The organism is Nesterenkonia sandarakina, assembly GCF_014138825.1.
GTDB lineage: Bacteria > Actinomycetota > Actinomycetes > Actinomycetales > Micrococcaceae > Nesterenkonia > Nesterenkonia sandarakina.
Map to the genome: position 1 here is coordinate 2,489,477 of NZ_JACJIH010000001.1, position 15,945 is coordinate 2,505,421.

The 15,945-nt window shown below is 60.2% G+C and carries 15 protein-coding genes; 3 read left to right on the forward strand and 12 right to left on the reverse strand.

Features of this window, described 5'->3' with window-relative positions:
• The first annotated feature begins 324 nt into the window (after positions 1–324).
• Together HNR24_RS11350 and HNR24_RS11355 are read left to right on the forward strand one after the other, a co-directional pair.
• Positions 325–1,155 carry a UbiA family prenyltransferase gene (locus HNR24_RS11350; protein ID WP_058889531.1) on the forward strand — a complete coding sequence of 277 codons (831 nt, stop codon included), beginning with the start codon at positions 325–327 and terminating at the stop codon, positions 1,153–1,155.
• Entirely contained in the window at positions 1,152–2,591 is a 1,440-nt protein-coding gene (locus tag HNR24_RS11355; RefSeq protein ID WP_182495828.1) for a phytoene desaturase family protein, read from the forward strand. The genes HNR24_RS11350 and HNR24_RS11355 overlap by 4 nt, the downstream gene beginning before the upstream one ends.
• Before the next feature lie 98 nt (positions 2,592–2,689).
• Here HNR24_RS11355 and HNR24_RS11360 read toward each other — a convergent pair whose 3' ends face one another.
• The gene (locus tag HNR24_RS11360; RefSeq protein WP_182495830.1) at positions 2,690–3,256 is read right to left on the reverse strand and encodes a GNAT family N-acetyltransferase; all 567 of its coding nucleotides are present in this window, start codon (positions 3,254–3,256) and stop codon (positions 2,690–2,692) included.
• A gap of 378 nt (positions 3,257–3,634) precedes the next feature.
• Here HNR24_RS11360 and HNR24_RS11365 point away from each other — a divergent pair, with 378 nt between their 5' ends.
• Positions 3,635–4,069, forward strand: a complete 435-nt coding sequence (locus HNR24_RS11365) for a hypothetical protein (protein ID WP_182495833.1) — start codon at positions 3,635–3,637, stop codon at positions 4,067–4,069.
• On the opposite strand, the gene HNR24_RS14400 is transcribed toward HNR24_RS11365, so the two are convergent.
• The 11 genes from HNR24_RS14400 to HNR24_RS11415 form a co-directional block, all read right to left on the reverse strand.
• On the reverse strand, positions 4,026–4,547 hold the full coding sequence (locus tag HNR24_RS14400) for an HIT family protein (RefSeq protein WP_375139278.1): 522 nt from the start codon (positions 4,545–4,547) through the stop codon (positions 4,026–4,028). The genes HNR24_RS11365 and HNR24_RS14400 overlap by 44 nt on opposite strands.
• Positions 4,477–4,998 carry a TIR domain-containing protein gene (locus HNR24_RS11375; RefSeq protein WP_220477218.1) on the reverse strand — a complete coding sequence of 174 codons (522 nt, stop codon included), beginning with the start codon at positions 4,996–4,998 and terminating at the stop codon, positions 4,477–4,479. The genes HNR24_RS14400 and HNR24_RS11375 overlap by 71 nt, the downstream gene beginning before the upstream one ends.
• A gap of 319 nt (positions 4,999–5,317) precedes the next feature.
• On the reverse strand, positions 5,318–6,052 hold the full coding sequence (locus HNR24_RS14405) for a DUF6338 family protein (protein ID WP_220477220.1): 735 nt from the start codon (positions 6,050–6,052) through the stop codon (positions 5,318–5,320).
• Positions 6,049–6,204, reverse strand: coding sequence for a hypothetical protein (locus tag HNR24_RS11380; RefSeq protein WP_182495837.1), 156 nt, complete (start codon positions 6,202–6,204; stop codon positions 6,049–6,051). Before HNR24_RS11380 ends, HNR24_RS14405 begins: the two co-directional genes overlap by 4 nt.
• A gap of 138 nt (positions 6,205–6,342) precedes the next feature.
• Complete coding sequence (locus HNR24_RS11385; RefSeq protein WP_220477222.1) at positions 6,343–7,146, reverse strand: HTH domain-containing protein; 804 nt, start codon at positions 7,144–7,146, stop codon at positions 6,343–6,345.
• Positions 7,147–7,223: 77 nt separating this feature from the next.
• Positions 7,224–8,324 (reverse strand): endonuclease NucS domain-containing protein, encoded by a 1,101-nt coding sequence (locus HNR24_RS11390; protein ID WP_182495839.1) that lies wholly within the window; start codon positions 8,322–8,324, stop codon positions 7,224–7,226.
• A 151-nt stretch (positions 8,325–8,475) separates the two neighbouring features.
• Positions 8,476–8,754, reverse strand: coding sequence for a putative quinol monooxygenase (locus HNR24_RS11395; protein ID WP_182495840.1), 279 nt, complete (start codon positions 8,752–8,754; stop codon positions 8,476–8,478).
• 36 nt (positions 8,755–8,790) lie between these two features.
• Complete coding sequence (locus HNR24_RS11400; protein ID WP_182495841.1) at positions 8,791–9,474, reverse strand: DUF8548 family protein; 684 nt, start codon at positions 9,472–9,474, stop codon at positions 8,791–8,793.
• Between the two features lie 53 nt (positions 9,475–9,527).
• The gene (locus tag HNR24_RS11405; RefSeq protein WP_259392447.1) at positions 9,528–12,590 is read right to left on the reverse strand and encodes a type I restriction endonuclease subunit R; all 3,063 of its coding nucleotides are present in this window, start codon (positions 12,588–12,590) and stop codon (positions 9,528–9,530) included.
• 65 nt (positions 12,591–12,655) lie between these two features.
• Positions 12,656–13,810, reverse strand: a complete 1,155-nt coding sequence (locus HNR24_RS11410) for a restriction endonuclease subunit S (protein ID WP_182495843.1) — start codon at positions 13,808–13,810, stop codon at positions 12,656–12,658.
• Between the two features lie 83 nt (positions 13,811–13,893).
• Positions 13,894–15,864, reverse strand: coding sequence for a type I restriction-modification system subunit M (locus tag HNR24_RS11415; protein ID WP_182495844.1), 1,971 nt, complete (start codon positions 15,862–15,864; stop codon positions 13,894–13,896).
• Positions 15,865–15,945: the final 81 nt, after the last annotated feature.

Here is a 15,945-nt window from a genome sequence, read left to right on the forward strand (position 1 = left end):
TGCTGGGGGTCGACATGGCATCCTCACATCCTCACGAACATCGCGGGTGGCTCTCTATGCGAAGGGCTTCGGGCTTCACGCCACCCGTCCAATTTCGAGCGTACTCCTCTGCTGCGGCAGGCGCTGTGATCGTAGGCCGTCAAGTGCCTCGGGACGGCTGACGTAGCATGGCGAGAGTGGGCCCTCCGCCGTCGGCGACTGGACGCTACAGAGTCAGAATGCCGGCTGACATGGGTACGTGGTCATTCCGGCGCAGCTGTTTCACGAGGCAGAAGGGGCTCCACCGTCGAAACTCATTCGGAAGCTGGATCTGTCTTCCAAAGAATGCTCCATATCTCCCGGCCGGTGCTGTGGGTCAACACCGTAGGCCCCGCTGTGCTGGGGATGTGGCTGGCCGGTCATCTGTGGCACTGGGATGCACTGGCCCTGCTCTTATGGCTGACGCTGCCGTTCAACCTGCTCATCTACGGCGTCAACGACATCTTTGACCAAGAGACCGACGCGCTGAATCCGCGCAAGGGATCCTTCGAAGGCGCCCGGATTCGCGCCGCGGAGGTCTCCTCGATCTGGATCGCCGTTCTCGTGACCAATCTTCCGTTCCTGGCGTACTTCGTGTGGGCACTTCCCGGTGAAGCACTGCTGTGGATCGGGCTCTACCTGGTGGTGTTCGTCTTCTACTCGGCGCCACCGCTGCGGTTCAAGGCCCGCCCCTATCTGGATTCGCTGAGCAACGCCGCCTACGCCCTGCCGATGGTCTTTGTGCCGCTGGCCCTGGGTGCCGGTCCGGTCTGGGCCGCTGCCTTGGCGCTGATGGCCTGGAGCGTGGCTAAGCACACCTATGACGCGGTGCAGGACATCGAGGAAGACCAGGCTGCCGGAATCACCACCACCGCGGTACGCCTGGGCGTGCGCGGGGCGGTGCTCTGGAGCGGGTTCTGGTGGGCTTCGGCTACCATCGGCTTTGCCATGGTCAATATCCCGGTTGCGCTGGTGAATGCGCTGATCAGTGGGTGGCTGCTCTACAGGCTGTTCCGCTCGCCCCTCACCGGCACCGCCCACGGTCTGTACCGGTATTCCATTGCCTTTCCCTACGTCGCCGGAGCGGTGGCAGGTATTCAACTGGTCGCCGCGCTGCTGCTGGGGTGGTACCCATGAGTCGCGTCGTAGTGGTCGGTGGCGGAGTGGCAGGCCTGACGGCGTCGGTCCTCTCCGCCTGGGCAGGACACGCTGTCACGCTTCTGGAAGCGGGCTCAACGCTGGGCGGGAAGAGCCACCGCATCGAAGTCGGTGGTCAACGCATCGACACCGGCCCGTCGTTGTTCACCTTCCCTGCCGTCTGGCAGGAGCTGCTGCGCCGCCTGGACGACTCCAACCGGGATCCCTCCTTGGCGGCCGAAGAGACAGCAGGGCTGAATCTTCAGCGGCTGTCGGAGGTGGGCCAGTACTACTTCCGCGGGGAAGTCTGTTCGCTGCCGGTGCCGCCGGGGCACCCATGGCACCCGGCGTGGGAGCGTTTCGCCGCGCTGCACGGACCGATCGGGCCTGACGTGACCCGGCTGCTGACCACCGCGCCACTATCGCGCGAGGCCTACCCCTCGCTGGCGCGGATGCAGCGCCTCTATGGGCGCCGGCTGACGACGCGGAGTTATCTCGACAGTCTCACCTGGCTGCCCGATGGGCTGCGCGAAGTGATCGCTATCCACACACTCAACGCGGGGGTGGGCCCCTCCCGGACGCCGGCACTCTACGCCAGCATGCCCGCGGTGATGGCCCAAGACGGGGTGTGGGTGCCACAAGGTGGCATCTACGAGCTGGTGCGGGCCCTGGAGCGTCTGGCGCGGGCCGCAGGGGTCGATGTTCGCACCGATGAGCCCGTCCTGGGCCTGGAACGGGGAAAAGTCAGGACCGCTCAGCGGGAGTATCGGGCGGACGCAGTGGTCAGCGGCCTCGAGGCGCATCGCCTCGAGGCGCTGCTGCCTGGGCGCACACCTCGAGCACCGCAGAAGCTCTCCTGCTCCGCGGTCGCGGTGTACGCCGCGCTGAAGCGGCCCCTTCCGGAGGGCACGCCACAGCACAGTGTGGTGCTGCCCGAGGATCCACGGGAGCTCTACGCCAGTCTGGAGGCCCAACGGGAGCCGGACCAGACCATGGCGTTTCTCAACTACTATCCAGCGACGGACTCAGGGGCCAATACCGCTGACACGCTCGCAGTGCTGCTGACAGCGCCCCCGAATGGGCGGCGCTACGGCCTCGATGACGCCTTCGTCGACCGGGAACTGCGCCGCGTGTGGGACACGGTGGGGCTTCCCGGACGCTTCGAGGCGTGCGCCGAGGAGTACACCATCCTGGATCCAAACTATTTCAGTCTCGCCGGCTCGTCCGGAGGCGCCCTGTATGGCCCGATCCGTCCCCTGGTGATGAGCGGGCCGCTGCACCGTCCGGCTCGACACAGTGTGACGCGGCCATGGCTGTGGCGGGTAGGCGCCTCGGTCCATCCCGGCGGTGGATTGCCGGCGGTGCTGGGCGGAGCCATGATGACCATGGACGGGCTGCTTCGCACGCTGGGGCCCGGGAGTGGTGGCCGGGGCTAGGGCGCGACGACGCGGAGGGTCTTGCCTCAGGGATGTGAAGATCGACGACGACGCGCGGAGCTGATCTTCGCAATCATGCTTCACCGCGAGCTGGTGCCTCAGAAGATATCGGTGTCGAGGATCGACATGTAGTGCACGTCGATCCACCGGTCCTCGAACCACAAGGCGTCCCGTCCGGTCCCCTCGTGAGTGAAGCCGACCTTCTCGTAGACGTGCCGAGCGCGCGGATTGAAATCGTAGACCTCCAGCGAGATCCGATGCAGCCCGAGGGACTGCAGTCCATACCGGATGATCATCCGGGTGGCCTCGGTGCCGAGGCCCTTGCCACGGCCCTCCGGACCGATGAGGGTTCTGAAGCCGCAGGAGCGGTTCTCCTCGTGCCAGTCGTTGAGGACTACTTCACCGACCATGGTCTCGGTCTTCTGATCGATCACGGCCAGCACGAGACGCTCGTCCGAGGTGCTCCACTGTTGATAGGTCTCTCGAAGGGCCTCCACCGACCACGATGAAGGCCGAGGTGCGCTGGTGTGAACCGAGCCGGTCAGGACCGCAACTTCAGGATCATGGATCAGTCGGTGGATCACCTCGGCGTCTTGCCCCTGGATGGGCCGCAGGCGGACTAGCTGACCTTCGAGCGTGGGTTTGTGGCTGAAGATGGTTTCCACCTGGGGAGTATCCCACGGGACGTGGCGCTTCAAGTGGCGAGCTCAGATGGGTGGTGGTTGTAGGATCCCGCGGATCTTGTCATACGGGCTAGGCGCTGACATGGGGAGTGACATGTCGCTGGGACGCGGTCTGTGTCACTAACTTGTCGGAATCCTCAAACTTGGCGGAAAGTACAGAGACGATTAGTCGCAGAAGTCACGTTTCCAGATCGCGGGCGGCCTTCGCGGCTGGTTCACTTTCTGCAACGAGGAGCTGTGCGGACCGGATGCGTTGATCTCTGCTGCTGCGACGCCGAGATACTCCCGGCGGCGGTTCACCGTTTGACTACGGTATCGGGGCCCTGAACTCGTCAGCTCCTCCCATGAGATGATCTCTCAATGCTGAGTTCATCGAGCGACTTCACCGAAGATGAGCGCAAGCATCTTGAGTTCATCCAGGATGTCATTGCGCGACTCTCGAACTCGTCCGCGAGGATCAAGGGCTGGGGTGTCACGGTCGCTATCGCGACGTACGGTTACGCCGCGACGCAGCATGAGCCTACGGTGGCCCTACTCGGCTTAGCCGCCGCTGTATTTTTTGGCCTGCTCGACACCAACTATCTTCGTGAAGAACGATTGTTCGTAAAGCTTTACGAACAAGCTTTAACCCGGAGTATCACCGCTTACTCTATGAAGAAAGATGTCTTCAAACCCGAAGTGCCAAGATCAAGCGTCATTTTCTCCTGGTCCATCGTTGGGTTCTACGGACCCCTTCTGGTAATTGGCTTACTTACGCTGGCGTGGTCTTCGGGGAACTTTGAGTGTTCGGACTGAAGTACGTCCGCAACGCCTCCCAGGCACTGTCCTTTTGTCGCTCGGAGTAATTAGTCTGCGGCGGCCAGATGGGACCAAAGGTGTCGTTGTTCCAGCGTGGAACTATGTGAAAATGCACATGGGGAACTGTTTGCGTGGCTGCGCCGCCATTTGACTGAATAACGTTCAACCCGTCGGGATGTACAACGTCACGAATTGCTTTCGCCAGCCGCAGTGTCTGCTCGCCTAGTTCTCGAGCCAGTTCGACATCGGCATCCCATATATATTGGACGTGTTTACGAGGCACAAGGAGAGTGTGACCCAGGGTTGCGGGTTCCAATGGGAAAAAGGCCAGGACGCTTTCGGTGCGGAATATAACTCGGGCGTCTTCTTCTGCATGGGCGATCGCACAGAAGTCGCAGCCTGGATCAGCGTGAGTTGTAAGCTTCATCGACCCACGCACCAAGATTTGTGTACCCATTGCCGAGAACCCAGTCATACGTGGGGTACCCCGAGGGTAGCGGGTTCATTCCTTTAGCGGACGTGTTTCCGGAGTTGTCTTTGATATTGTGAATGTAGATGCCAAAAAGACCGTTTCCCCTCTCGATGCTTTTGTCAATCTCGTAATTGACCCACTTGCGGCTTGCGGTCTTTGACCCGATCAGAACGGCTGTGACCGAGGTGTTCTTGAGTCCACTCAGAATTAAGTTTCGTATGGCGGGGTCACCTGACACTTTGGTCTTCTCCCAGAGCGATGCCTCGATCCAGGTCTTGTCCGAGGTTCCCAACTGAGAGCTATTGCGAACAATGGAGGACCTCCACACATCTAGTTCGTAATGGAAACTGAAGAAGGTGCGATGTGCCATGTTTTGCCTCGCCTTGCAAGTCGATTCAGGGTTTCGCCGGACCACGCTCAGTTCAATGTACCGGCTGACCAGCGGGGCTTCCATCCTAGATTCTCTTTGGGGGATATTCCACGGCGTACAGAAAGAGTTTGGTTGCTATGGATCCAGGCCCGAGAGAGCCCAAAGTCTCCAGGAAGCCAAGGACTGTTCAGTCATCCTGATGGAGCGTCGTGGCTCCATGGGTGATCTACGTTCCGCCGCGATCAGCATCTAGGTGACAACACAGGGTCTTGGGGTGCTTGCGGGCAAGCGATCATGATTAGAAGCCGGACCGGTCAACACCGCTTACTGGGTCGGAGAAGCGGGGTAAGCGATCATGCCCGGCCAGGTGCTCCGCGTAGATTCTATGATTCTAGTCCCGAAGTCAGAGTTTCTTTGGGGAATAGTGATTAGTTCTGAGTCGTTTCATTATTCGCTGAAAGAGTCTGAAACTTGATTTTTGTGATGGATATCTTTGGTTCGCACTAGCATCGACCACTGAGGCCACTTGAATTGACTTTATTTCACGCTCAGGGATCAAGACTGTCTGGTAAGTAGGCGCAATCTCAATAAATTGCTCATTGAGTCGTCGCCTGCGCAGAGGTTGACCAAGGGCGATCCAACGACTTTCGTCCTCTATTCCCGCATCGAAAGCGAGGCGCGGTCCCTTCCAAATAGTTCCATCCAGTAGCTCGACGATCAGACGTGGGTTGGCACTTCCCGCAGCGTGCCAAGTTGATAGAGCTAGGTGCCACACTCTTTCGTTGACGATTGGTGGGGGACCGCTGTGTGCGAGCCTAGACGTTGCCCAAGCCAGTCCTGTTGCTGCCATTGAATGCACGCCAGCCGCAAAGACGAAGAGCATCGCATCGTCGAGGTTGGGGGACACCGCCTCGCGTAGTTCGCCGACCCTGTCTAATAAGGGCAACCACATTATCGGAACGAGGAGCACTGCTACCGTGACAGTGGCCACGAGCGAGACAAGGATTATCCTAGAGAGCTCTAGGAAAGCGGATTCCTTCAGGGATGGTCTGTAGCGATCACGATCCAGCTGCCACACGATTCCCGGGGCGAGTAAAAGGAGAAAACCTACTACGGTCGCTACGCTATCGGGTATCAATCGTCGTCGCCCTGATCCACTTCTTCGGTGGTGCTAAGGTTTTTGAACGGCTCTGACTGACTCGTGAAGGCACTCCCAACCAGCGACTTCTCTTCGATGCTTCTCGATGGGCCTTTGCCTGAGGCGTCCTGGTTCTTCGGGTTACCGGTCATCGAAGGCTCCTAGATCCTGGGTCTGCGTTTGACGTGACCCAATCGTACCGTTCAGGAGCGGAATCCTCTGGGGCCGGTATCCAGAACAGGAACCTCGAGAGGTCGGGGTCGAACTGTGCTCCGTGTACGAAGGATCTCCTACGGGTTCGAAGACAAGGCTGTCGTGACCTGCGAGAGCAACCGGCGACGTTCCAGATCAGGATCAATGATCTGGATGAATTCAAGGGCGTTGAAGCGGTCTCCCTGACGACGGTTCTGTGGAGGTTCCAAGCCTTCGATCATGAGCGCTTCCAGGGTGGCAATCAACATATCGATGTCGATGCCCGACGGTGCGGTCCCGAGTGATCCGTCCTCCTGAACTGGGCGGACACCGAACCAGGAGAATCGGTCCCATCTGCCGCTGAGTCGATCTCGGGTGTGCTCCCACAGACGAGCGCCCATGCGTTCCTTGGTTACTCTGCCCACGTAGATCGTCCGTGACCGGTCATGAAGCAGATAGATGCCGGCCTGGGGCGCGAAGTCCACACGTTCGCTGCCAGACTGTTGCGAGCCAAATAGTTGCGCAGCGCGGCTGCGGGACCAATCGATGCCGTCTCTGCGCCAGTACATCCCAAAGGCATTGATGAGGCCCATGTCTTCAACATCGGTTGATTCACTAGGCGCCGCTGGAGCGACGTCTTCAACTACGGCGAGTGGACTTTCCGACTCGAGGGGTGAGACATGGCGGTTCGCGAGGGCGTAGGTGCCTCTTTCAACTCGGACGACCTCATTTACCAGTGGCTGTTGAGAGAGTTGTGCGGCAACTGTCGCGGCGGGAGTCGCGCCCACACTCGTGCGTAGCCCCTCATCGATGATGGCTTGAGCAATGTCGGTGTAGTGGACGGGCTCCTCTGCTGCATCCAACACCGTCTTGATCGCATCCCGCCACTTCATTTGAGTCATCGTTGCACCTCGCCTGATCGCTCTGACTTCGCGGCACAGCATGCCACTGTGAGTTTCGACTGTCCTAGTCTCAGAGCTTATTCGTCTTCGATCCCGAAATGACTCAAGAGTCTCTCTAACGTGAATTCCTGGCGCAGTTTCCCAGCACTGTTCTGATTCGCGAACATCCCCTTCACCCAGTAAGCCTCCGACTTGGGAACCGTGGTCTCCCATCGAACTGGCACCACGTACTCGGCAAGATCCGCGTCCAAGGATGGCTTCTGATCACTGTGCTCGTAATCCGCCGCAAGAGGCTGCTTGCAGAGAGGAACCCGTTGCCCGTCGGACTCAACTTCGGCCTCTGAGAAAGCGATGGCTTCCCCTATCGTCACGCCGACTCCGACATAGCCGTGCTTAGGGATGTGCACAAAGATCCTGGCGCCTACCGGGAGGCTGCGCAGCGTCCTTGAGTACCATTCGCCCCCGCCAGCGGAAACGAATCCATATCTTCGGGCGTCCTCCCAGTCCCGGTGGTCCCCGTCGCCGAAGGTGACGAACCAATCCCGACCGTTCCACTCGGCACGCTTACTCGCCCGACGACTAGATGCCGGCGCGGAAGACGATGCTTCGGAAGCCATCCAGGATCGTGCCAAGTAGCGGCGCTCATCGTCTTCCAAATAGGAGAAGAAGACTGCATTGATGGGGACGCCGAACTCACGGAGGTAGGTGACGATGCGCTCGGAGCTGTCATCGAGGCTTGTGGCGACGATCGTCATCGTGGTCTCCTCGTTCAGCTCATCTGGGGCGGGGGCCTCGAATATCTCCGTGAATGCCTGCTCGAACTCTAGATCGGCCCGTGTCGCGGCAAAGTGAGTGTTCGCGATCTCCAGGACGGAGTCTCGGTCCAGTGTGGAAACCCAGGAGCCGTAGTCGAGGATTTGGGCCACGACTTCACGCGGAGTGCGGTCACGCTTGAGCTCCAAGACGTGGAGGTTGCCCTCGTAGTCCATGGCGAGGAGATCAATCCATTTGCCCTGTGGGGTCCGGACTTGTCGTCCGATGACCAGCAGCTGCTGGCCCAGCAACGAGGAGTCCTGTTCCAGGAAGGTTTCGAGTTCAGCTTCGGTTGGCAGGCGACCGGCTGGCAGTCGCCGTGGGGTCGCGCCGTCCAGGCGCCACACGCCCATTTCGATCGGCATGAAGGTCTCCATCTTGAACGCACGTGGGGAGCAGGACTTTCTTTTGTCCCATTCACCGTAGTCGTCGAGCGTTCGTCGCGATAGGACAATGGACACCGCCCCGGGCCCTTGACGGCGAACCAGCGGTGTCCAACCGGGCAGGAGGGAGCCGTTAGGTGCCTGAGATTGAATAGTCTCTCTGGACACCCGCCGTCTGTTGGCCCCAGTTGCTGGCCCTCACCCGTGCCTGGTGCGCGTCGAAGGAGGCAGTGTCTCTGAAACGCTCTGAGACATCCCAGACGCCGGGGTCACCGCTGGGTTCCACGTCAAAAGCGATGCAACCAGGTTCAGCGCGCGTCAGTTCTGTGTGCTGAGGGAGGAGATCGGTCACGGTCGCGATCTCCTCCTCGCTCCGACAGATGAGGCGCCCGGTCAGCTTGATGTTGTGCATACTCCGGATTGTCCCAGGCGGGCCGCCCGAAGAGCTCTAGTCGACGAGTTCTCTCCCGGACGCAGCGCGCCAGACGATGTGGTCCAGGGTGCGGGAGCTGACCTGAAGCTCGTCTGCCGTAGCCTGGATCAGCTCTACGGCCCTGTCGAAGTAGAGGTCACTGTCCTTGCCCAAGGCGTCAGCCAAGAATCGCAGGATCATGCGATCGGGTTTCACCGACGGCATCCCAGCCAGAATCAACAGGTAGTTGTAGGTGACACCAGAGCTCTGACTCGGGAGCTTCTTCCAACCGGTATGGACCGGATTCTCCTGCGGTGACGCTTCCACTACTGTGCGGAGCTCCTCGACGGTATCGATTCCGAGATCCACCATGAGCTGGGCTGCTCGCTCAATGATCTCGGCCTTCAGCGGCGCGTGAGCTTTCGTGTGAGCGGGCTTGAGATTGCCGACGACGTTCTCGGCCCAACCCCGTGGGCCACCTGCCTTCTCAATGGAGTCCAGAAGGTCCTGGGCGCCGTGTGCAGTGCCTTCGGTGGTCTTGTACTTGGTGATGACGTTGACCACTGAGGTGTAGTGCGATCCGGTGGAGTAAAGAGAGTCGATGATGCACAGCGCCAAGCTGTCTGGATAGCCTTCGGGGGTCTGCCAGAGGGTCTTGTCCCCAAGGTTTTCCTCGCAGTATTTGACGAGGGTTTGGATCTCGGCCTGGGTGACGGTCATATGGTCTGCTCCTAGATTGTTCTGGTTGTTGAACTGCACGCGGTGGACCTGTGTCATCCGGCTTCGGTGGCGTCCGCGAGTGCATCGAGCAACCCGACGTCGACCAGCAGGCGCACACGTTCGGCGTCGGGGAGGTCCCTGAGGCGCTTGATGATCTCGTCGGTCTGCGTCTCGTGGCTCCAGAGGGCGTCTTCTGAGACGTCCACAAGGGTGGGGGAGTAGAGGAAGTCCTGTGTGGAGTTGTTGCGGTACTGCTGCTGCAACGTGAAATCGCCCGCGATCTGATTGGCGAGCAATCGCAGTGACCCGACTTTGTATTCATCTGTGGCGTCGAGGTCTCCGAGGTATTGGTTGACCTTCTCGATGACCGCGTCCATCGCCGCGCGTTCCTTCTCGGAAGCGCGGTTCATCCCCGCCTCAGTGAGCCCCTGCAACCCCTGGGGCTCACCGGTGGTGAGGTCCAGAGTCTCCTCCCGGATCTTCTCGAGCTTGTAGTGGGTGAGCACCACATCCGAGATATCAACTGCCGCCGGGTTGGTCTCGTCCTCGGTGAAGTCCTTGAGCAACCGGGCGAGGAGCCCGCTGAAGGGGGAGAGCTTCTCGTAGGTCGGGTCCCCGTAGTCCAGGATCTGGGAGAAGAACGAATACGCCTTCGGGTACTGCGTCAGAGTCGCACGGAACTCGACCATGCGCTCGATGGTGGGGGTGTCTTCTTCGCGGATGGCCTGATCCCACCGATAAGCGAATCGCTCCTTAGCCGGCGCCAGGGAGGCGTAGACAGCATTGTGTCGATCGGTCTTGGAGCGCCATTCGCGCCAGAACAAGTCGACTTCGGACTGGGTGAAGATGTTCTCGTTCTCCAGCTTAGTCCGCAGATCACCGATCAGCTCAGGATCGGACTCCGTCTCGACCTGGGCGTCCTCGTAGTACTCCCGGAACGCCGCCAAGATCTGGTCGGGTTCGTTCACGAAGTCCAACACGTAGGTGTTGTTCTTCCCTGACGCACGGCGATTCAGCCTAGACAGAGTCTGGACGGCGGAGATGCCGGAGAGCTTCTTGTCCACGTACATGGCCACCAGCAAGGGCTGGTCGAACCCGGTCTGATACTTGTTCGCCACGATCAGCACATGCTGCCCGTCTTGGTCGAATACCTTTGCGAGGTCGCGGCCACGTAGCGCAGGGTTAGCGGAAGCCTCCGTCACGGTGGGCCGGTCGGACTCGTTGAGCACCTTCACGTCAGGGTCAGGAACATCCCCGGAGAACGCCACCAGCGACTGAAGGTCTAGCTGTCGGCGTTCGACCTCGCGTTCGAAGGCCCGGTGATACTGGACCGCGGCCGCGCGGGACCCGGTCACGACCATCGCTTTGGCTTTGCCGCCGAGTTTGGGGCGGACGACGCGTTGGTAGTGCTCGATGATCTCGTGGACCTTCGACGCCACGTTGGTCGGGTGCAGCTCCACGTGCGCAATCAGCGCTTTCGCGCCTCGGCGCAGATCGATCTCCTCACCCTCGTGCCCTCGGGGAGGTCGCTCCACTCCGGCGCGTTGGGCGATGCGTGCGGCGACCTCGTAGCTGGTGTAGTTCTGCAGCACATCGAGGATGAAGCCCTCTTCGATGGCCTGCTTCATCGGATACAAGTCGAAGGGCGCCAGCTTGCCGGTGTGGTCGCGGCGGCCGAACATTGCCATGGTCTTCTCTTTGGGAGTGGCGGTGAAGGCGAAGAAACTGATTCGTCCCTCTGCGTCGACCTGCGCGGCCATACGGTTGAGCACATCCTGGTCCACACCCGCGTCATCAGGATCCCCCGCCGCGGCATCGTCGGAGTGGGTGTAGAGGAGCTCTTTCAGAGAGCTGGCGGCGTCGCCCGTCTGGGAGGAGTGGGCCTCATCCGCGATGACAGCGAAGCGACGCCCGGCGATCTTGCCTCCCTCGTCCTGGACTCGCTTCAACGCATACGGGAAGGTCTGCAGCGTCAAACCGATGATGGGAGTGTCGGCTGCGAGGGCTTCCAGGACCTGGTCGGTCTTGGAGCCTTCTGAGCCGCTGGTGATGGCCTTGAACGTGCCCGTCGTGGTGGTCAGCTGATTCACGGCGTCCTGGAGCTGCTTGTCCAGCACCTGCCGGTCAGAGATCACCAGGACGTTGTCGAAGACCTTCTCTCCAGCCTCGGTGTGCAGGGACGCCAACCGGTGGGCTGTCCAGGCGATCGAGTCGGTCTTGCCGGACCCTGCAGAGTGTTGGATCAGGTACTTATGCCCGGGCCCCTCTTCTCGAGCGGCCTGAGTCAGGTTGGTGACGGCGCGCCACTGGTGGTACCGGGGGAACCGGACCTGGGACTTCTCAGTGACTTCACCGGTCGTCGGGTCGGTCCGGCGTTCATGGTTGATGTAGATGAACTTCGTCAGGATATTCAGCCACGTGTCCGGAGCGAGGATCTCTTCCCAGAAGTACGCGGTCGGGGCCTTGCCCGGGATCGAGGGGTTGCCCTCACCGTTGTTGTGCCCGCGGTTGAACGGCAGGAACGTGGTCGCGTTGCCCTCGAGCCGGGTGGTCATCGCTATTTCTGTCTCGGACACGGCGAAATGCACCAGGGCGCCGCGCCCCACAGCCAGGAGCGGCTCGCCCTTGGGGTGACGGTCTTTCTTGTATTGCTGCTTCGCCGATTCCAGGGCTTGGGTCATCTCGGTCTTGAGCTCGATCGTCGCGACGGGCAGCCCGTTGACGAACAGTACGAAGTCCAGACTCGCGCCGCTCCTGGACGAGTACCTGACCTCTCGAACCACGCGGAGCCTGTTCATCAGGTACTTCTGCACCAGGGCGGGGTTGCGATCATCGGCTGGCGGGAACTGCATCAGCGAGAAATCACGGGCCCCGGGGAGCCGCAGCTTCCCGCGCAGGGTCTTTAGCGTCCCGCCACCTTGGGCCTCGTCGGTGCTCAGCTGCTTAGCAACGCGATCCAGGATCCGGCGGCGCCCCCGGTCTTGGGAAGCTTCGTCGGCAGAGGGCGGAACGATCCGCGCGTAGTTCTTCGGGTCAGAGGCCTCCAACCACCCCAGGAGATCCTCCGGGAACAACGCCCGCTCGACGTCGTAGCCGACCGAGTTATCCGACCGCAACCACCCTTGCGACTCCATGTAGTCAGCAATGAGCAGTTGGAACGCCTTTTCTTGATGCGTAGAACTCATGCCCTCTGTAGAACCTCTTCTTCTAGCTGGTCAGCGGCGGACCTGTCGCGTTGGCTTACGTCTAGCTGCCCGGTGACCGCAGTGGAAATAAGAGCAGCGCGGCGCTCACGCGCAAGATTGATTGCGGTCTCAAAATCCTTGCGGATGGAGGCCAGAGCCAGTTCGTCTCGCGCGATGTTCTCAGCAATTATTCGCTGCTCTTCCAGGGGCGGCTGAATGATCTTGAGTTTAGATATGTCGTCGACTGATAGTCCTGGCTGGGCAGCGGAGGTTGAGTACTGGCCCAAGTTCATGTAGCGCAACAGGGACTCCAGCCACTTGAGATCTACCGACCTGGTCGGCTGCACAACAACAGCGTGCTCAGTTGCGAAAAGTGGCCCACGTCCGCGGAATACTTGGCCGCACAGCGCTCCCTGGCGACCGAACATCACTTGATCTTCACGGTGCGTCCAAGTCGAGGTATAGCCTCGGAGGCCGCCTCCACCGTAAACCGGATACTTTCCGGAAGGCTCGATGTCAGCAGCCGTGATGGCATCTCCACTTCTGAGCTGAGATACCAACCCGAGTTTTACGGACTCCCAGTGTTCAGGTATTAAAGCGCCCTGCAACCAGTCCACCTCGTGCTCTTCGGTCAGCGCTGAGTTCGAACGTGTCCCTCGTGTGAGCCACTGGGCATATTGTGCTGCCGAGCGCTCCGCTGCCAGCTTGGCAAAGGTCAGGGTATCGGAGACGAAGGCATCGATCGTGGCTGTCTCGTGGTCCAAGTAGTCCGCGATGGCAACCTGGTCTTGCTGATTCGGAACCGGCACCTTGATTTTGCCGACGTCTAGAGGAGAAATTGCCGGATAACTGACCCCAACCGACCGCGCTACAAGCTGATCGATGAAACCGTCAGACTGCAACGCGTAGCCGAGGAATCGGGCGTCAATTGCATGAGGTCTGATGACTGCGAAACCAGTAGAGACCACCGCGTTCGATGGCGGTTTGTCGACACGAGTAACGGCGCGAAGATACGTGCGGACGGTCGACAACAACGTGTCGTTGTGGGAGACCAGTCTCCGCGCTCTTGAGGGGGCATCGCTGAACGGTATGGGGTTCTGCCATCGAACGGTCTTGCCCTGACTCACGTCCGAGATGTCGGCGTAAGTCACTGAGTGCCCAGGGGTAGTAGTTGTTTCGTCAATAGATGCGGGGTTTATCGATGCAACCCGTTTCAGGGGGATCGACGCCACTCTCATAGCTTTACCTGCTCGAGGCGGGTACGTATGCGGCCGAGAACGTTGTCTAGATCGCGATCGATTTCCTCGAGAGGACGCGGCGGCTTGTACTGGTAGAAGTGGCGGGTGAAGGGGATCTCGGTGCCTTGCTTGGTCTTGGTCTCGTCGATCCACGCGTCGGGGACGAACGGCTTCACTTCTCGTTCCAAATAGTCATGGATGTCCTGGTCCCAGGGGACATTCTCGGTGTCTCGCAGGCTTGTGTTCGGCTCTGGGGTGCCGTCGCGTTTGGTAACGAGTTCACCGGTGTCGTCGTGGTCGCCGAGCTCGCTTAGCAGCGCTTTGAGCTCGGCAGGTTTCAGTGCGATCTCGGCTTGATCGAGACGTTGCGTGAGATCTTTCTGGAAGGCAGCGCGCTGGGTGCTCACTTGGTCGCCCGTATCAGCGCTAGCTCGTTCGAGCACATTACGGAGGGAGTCTTGCGTGGCTTCAGCGAGCTTAGTGATTGACTTGGCCGCCAGCCCCCGTTCGACGCGTTCAGCGGAGTAGGCGTAGTTGAGCCGAAGCGGGCGTTCGACCGTGATGGTGCGGTAGTAGAAGTCCTCGTTGGCGAAGATCTTGGAATGCTTGGTCTCCACGAAGTCCGCATAGAGCTGGGCGATGGTCTTGATGTCTTCGGCGCCGAGCATCTTCCGCTTGGACGCGAGTGACTTTCTCATCTTGATGAACATCGAAGTGGCGTCGATCAGCTGCACTTTGTGTTTGCGGTGCGCGGGCTTTTCCTTGTTGAGTATCCAGATGTAGGTGGAGATGCCGGTGTTGTAGAACATGTCGGTAGGCAGCCCGACAATGGCTTCGAGGTAGTCGTTGTCCAGTACCCATTTGCGAATGTCGGACTCACCTGAACCCGCTCCGCCCGTGAAGAGCGGTGAACCGTTGAGCACGATCGCCCCACGCCCACCGAGGCTTGCAGCGTCGGCCTTGGGTTCCCGGAGTTTGCTGACCAGGTGCATCAGGAACAGCAAGGAGCCGTCTGACACGCGGGGGAGCCCGGGTCCGAATCGACCGTCATAGCCTTGAATCTTGTGCTCGGTCTCGACCTGGGTGCGTCGTGTCTTCCAGTCGACGCCAAATGGCGGGTTGGAAAGCCCGTAATGGAAGGTCCGATCCCGGAACGCGGGATTCGTCAGCGTGTCGCCGAGGACGATGTTGTCGATGCTCTGGCCTTTGACGACCATATCGGCCTTGCAAATGGCGTAGGACGCGGGGTTGAGCTCCTGGCCCAGCAGGTTCACGGACGCGTCGGGGTTGATGGCTTTGATCTTGTCATCAGCTACCGAAAGCATCCCGCCAGTGCCGGCAGTGGGGTCATAGACGTCGCGCACGATGCCGGGGGCCTTGAGATCTTCCTCGGTGTTCAATAGCAGCGTGACCATGAGGTCGATGACCTCGCGCGGGGTGAAGTGTTCTCCGGCGGTCTCGTTGGAAGCTTCCGCGAACTTACGGATCAGCTCCTCAAAAATGTGCCCCATCTGGTTATTGGTCACACGGTCAGGGTGCAGATCCGTCCTGGCGAAATGCTGGAGCACCTGCAGAAGCAGGTCGTGCCGGGCTAGGTCGATGATCGTATCTTCGAACTTGTACTGCTCGAAGATGTCCCGGACGTTCTCCGAGAATCCGTTGATGTATCCGCGTAGATTCTCTTCGATGTTGTCGGCGTCACCGCGCAGTGTCTTCAGGGTGTGCTGGGACCGGTTGTAGAAGCTGTAATGGTGGCCCGCCCGAGACCGGAGCATCCCGCGGGATGGTTCCTGGTCGGGTTCGAGGTCCTTCACCGCGGCAAGGACCGCGTCTTTGGTCGGAGCGAGTACTGCGTCGAGTCGAGCGAGCACGGTGAAGGGAAGAATGACGTCGCCGTACTGGTGCTGTTTGAACGCGCCGCGGAGGGTGTCGGCGACTGACCAGATGAATTGCGCGTGATTAAACACGGAGATTGTTCCCTACTGCTTGCTCGGACTGTTTGCCTGTCACTCACCGTAGTCGAAGGTCCGGACAGAGCCGCGATGATC

What these genes read in the sequence shown, in the direction of transcription:
- HNR24_RS11350 (WP_058889531.1), top strand. Translation starts at nt 325, where the DNA reads ATGCTCCATATCTCCCGGCCGGTGCTGTGGGTCAACACCGTAGGCCCC.
- HNR24_RS11355 (WP_182495828.1), top strand. Translation starts at nt 1,152, where the DNA reads ATGAGTCGCGTCGTAGTGGTCGGTGGCGGAGTGGCAGGCCTGACGGCG.
- HNR24_RS11365 (WP_182495833.1), top strand. Translation starts at nt 3,635, where the DNA reads ATGCTGAGTTCATCGAGCGACTTCACCGAAGATGAGCGCAAGCATCTT.
- HNR24_RS14400 (WP_375139278.1), bottom strand. Translation starts at nt 4,547, where the DNA reads ATGACTGGGTTCTCGGCAATGGGTACACAAATCTTGGTGCGTGGGTCG.
- HNR24_RS11375 (WP_220477218.1), bottom strand. Translation starts at nt 4,998, where the DNA reads ATGGAAGCCCCGCTGGTCAGCCGGTACATTGAACTGAGCGTGGTCCGG.
- HNR24_RS11380 (WP_182495837.1), bottom strand. Translation starts at nt 6,204, where the DNA reads ATGACCGGTAACCCGAAGAACCAGGACGCCTCAGGCAAAGGCCCATCG.
- HNR24_RS11385 (WP_220477222.1), bottom strand. Translation starts at nt 7,146, where the DNA reads ATGACTCAAATGAAGTGGCGGGATGCGATCAAGACGGTGTTGGATGCA.
- HNR24_RS11390 (WP_182495839.1), bottom strand. Translation starts at nt 8,324, where the DNA reads ATGCCGATCGAAATGGGCGTGTGGCGCCTGGACGGCGCGACCCCACGG.
- HNR24_RS11395 (WP_182495840.1), bottom strand. Translation starts at nt 8,754, where the DNA reads ATGCACAACATCAAGCTGACCGGGCGCCTCATCTGTCGGAGCGAGGAG.
- HNR24_RS11400 (WP_182495841.1), bottom strand. Translation starts at nt 9,474, where the DNA reads ATGACCGTCACCCAGGCCGAGATCCAAACCCTCGTCAAATACTGCGAG.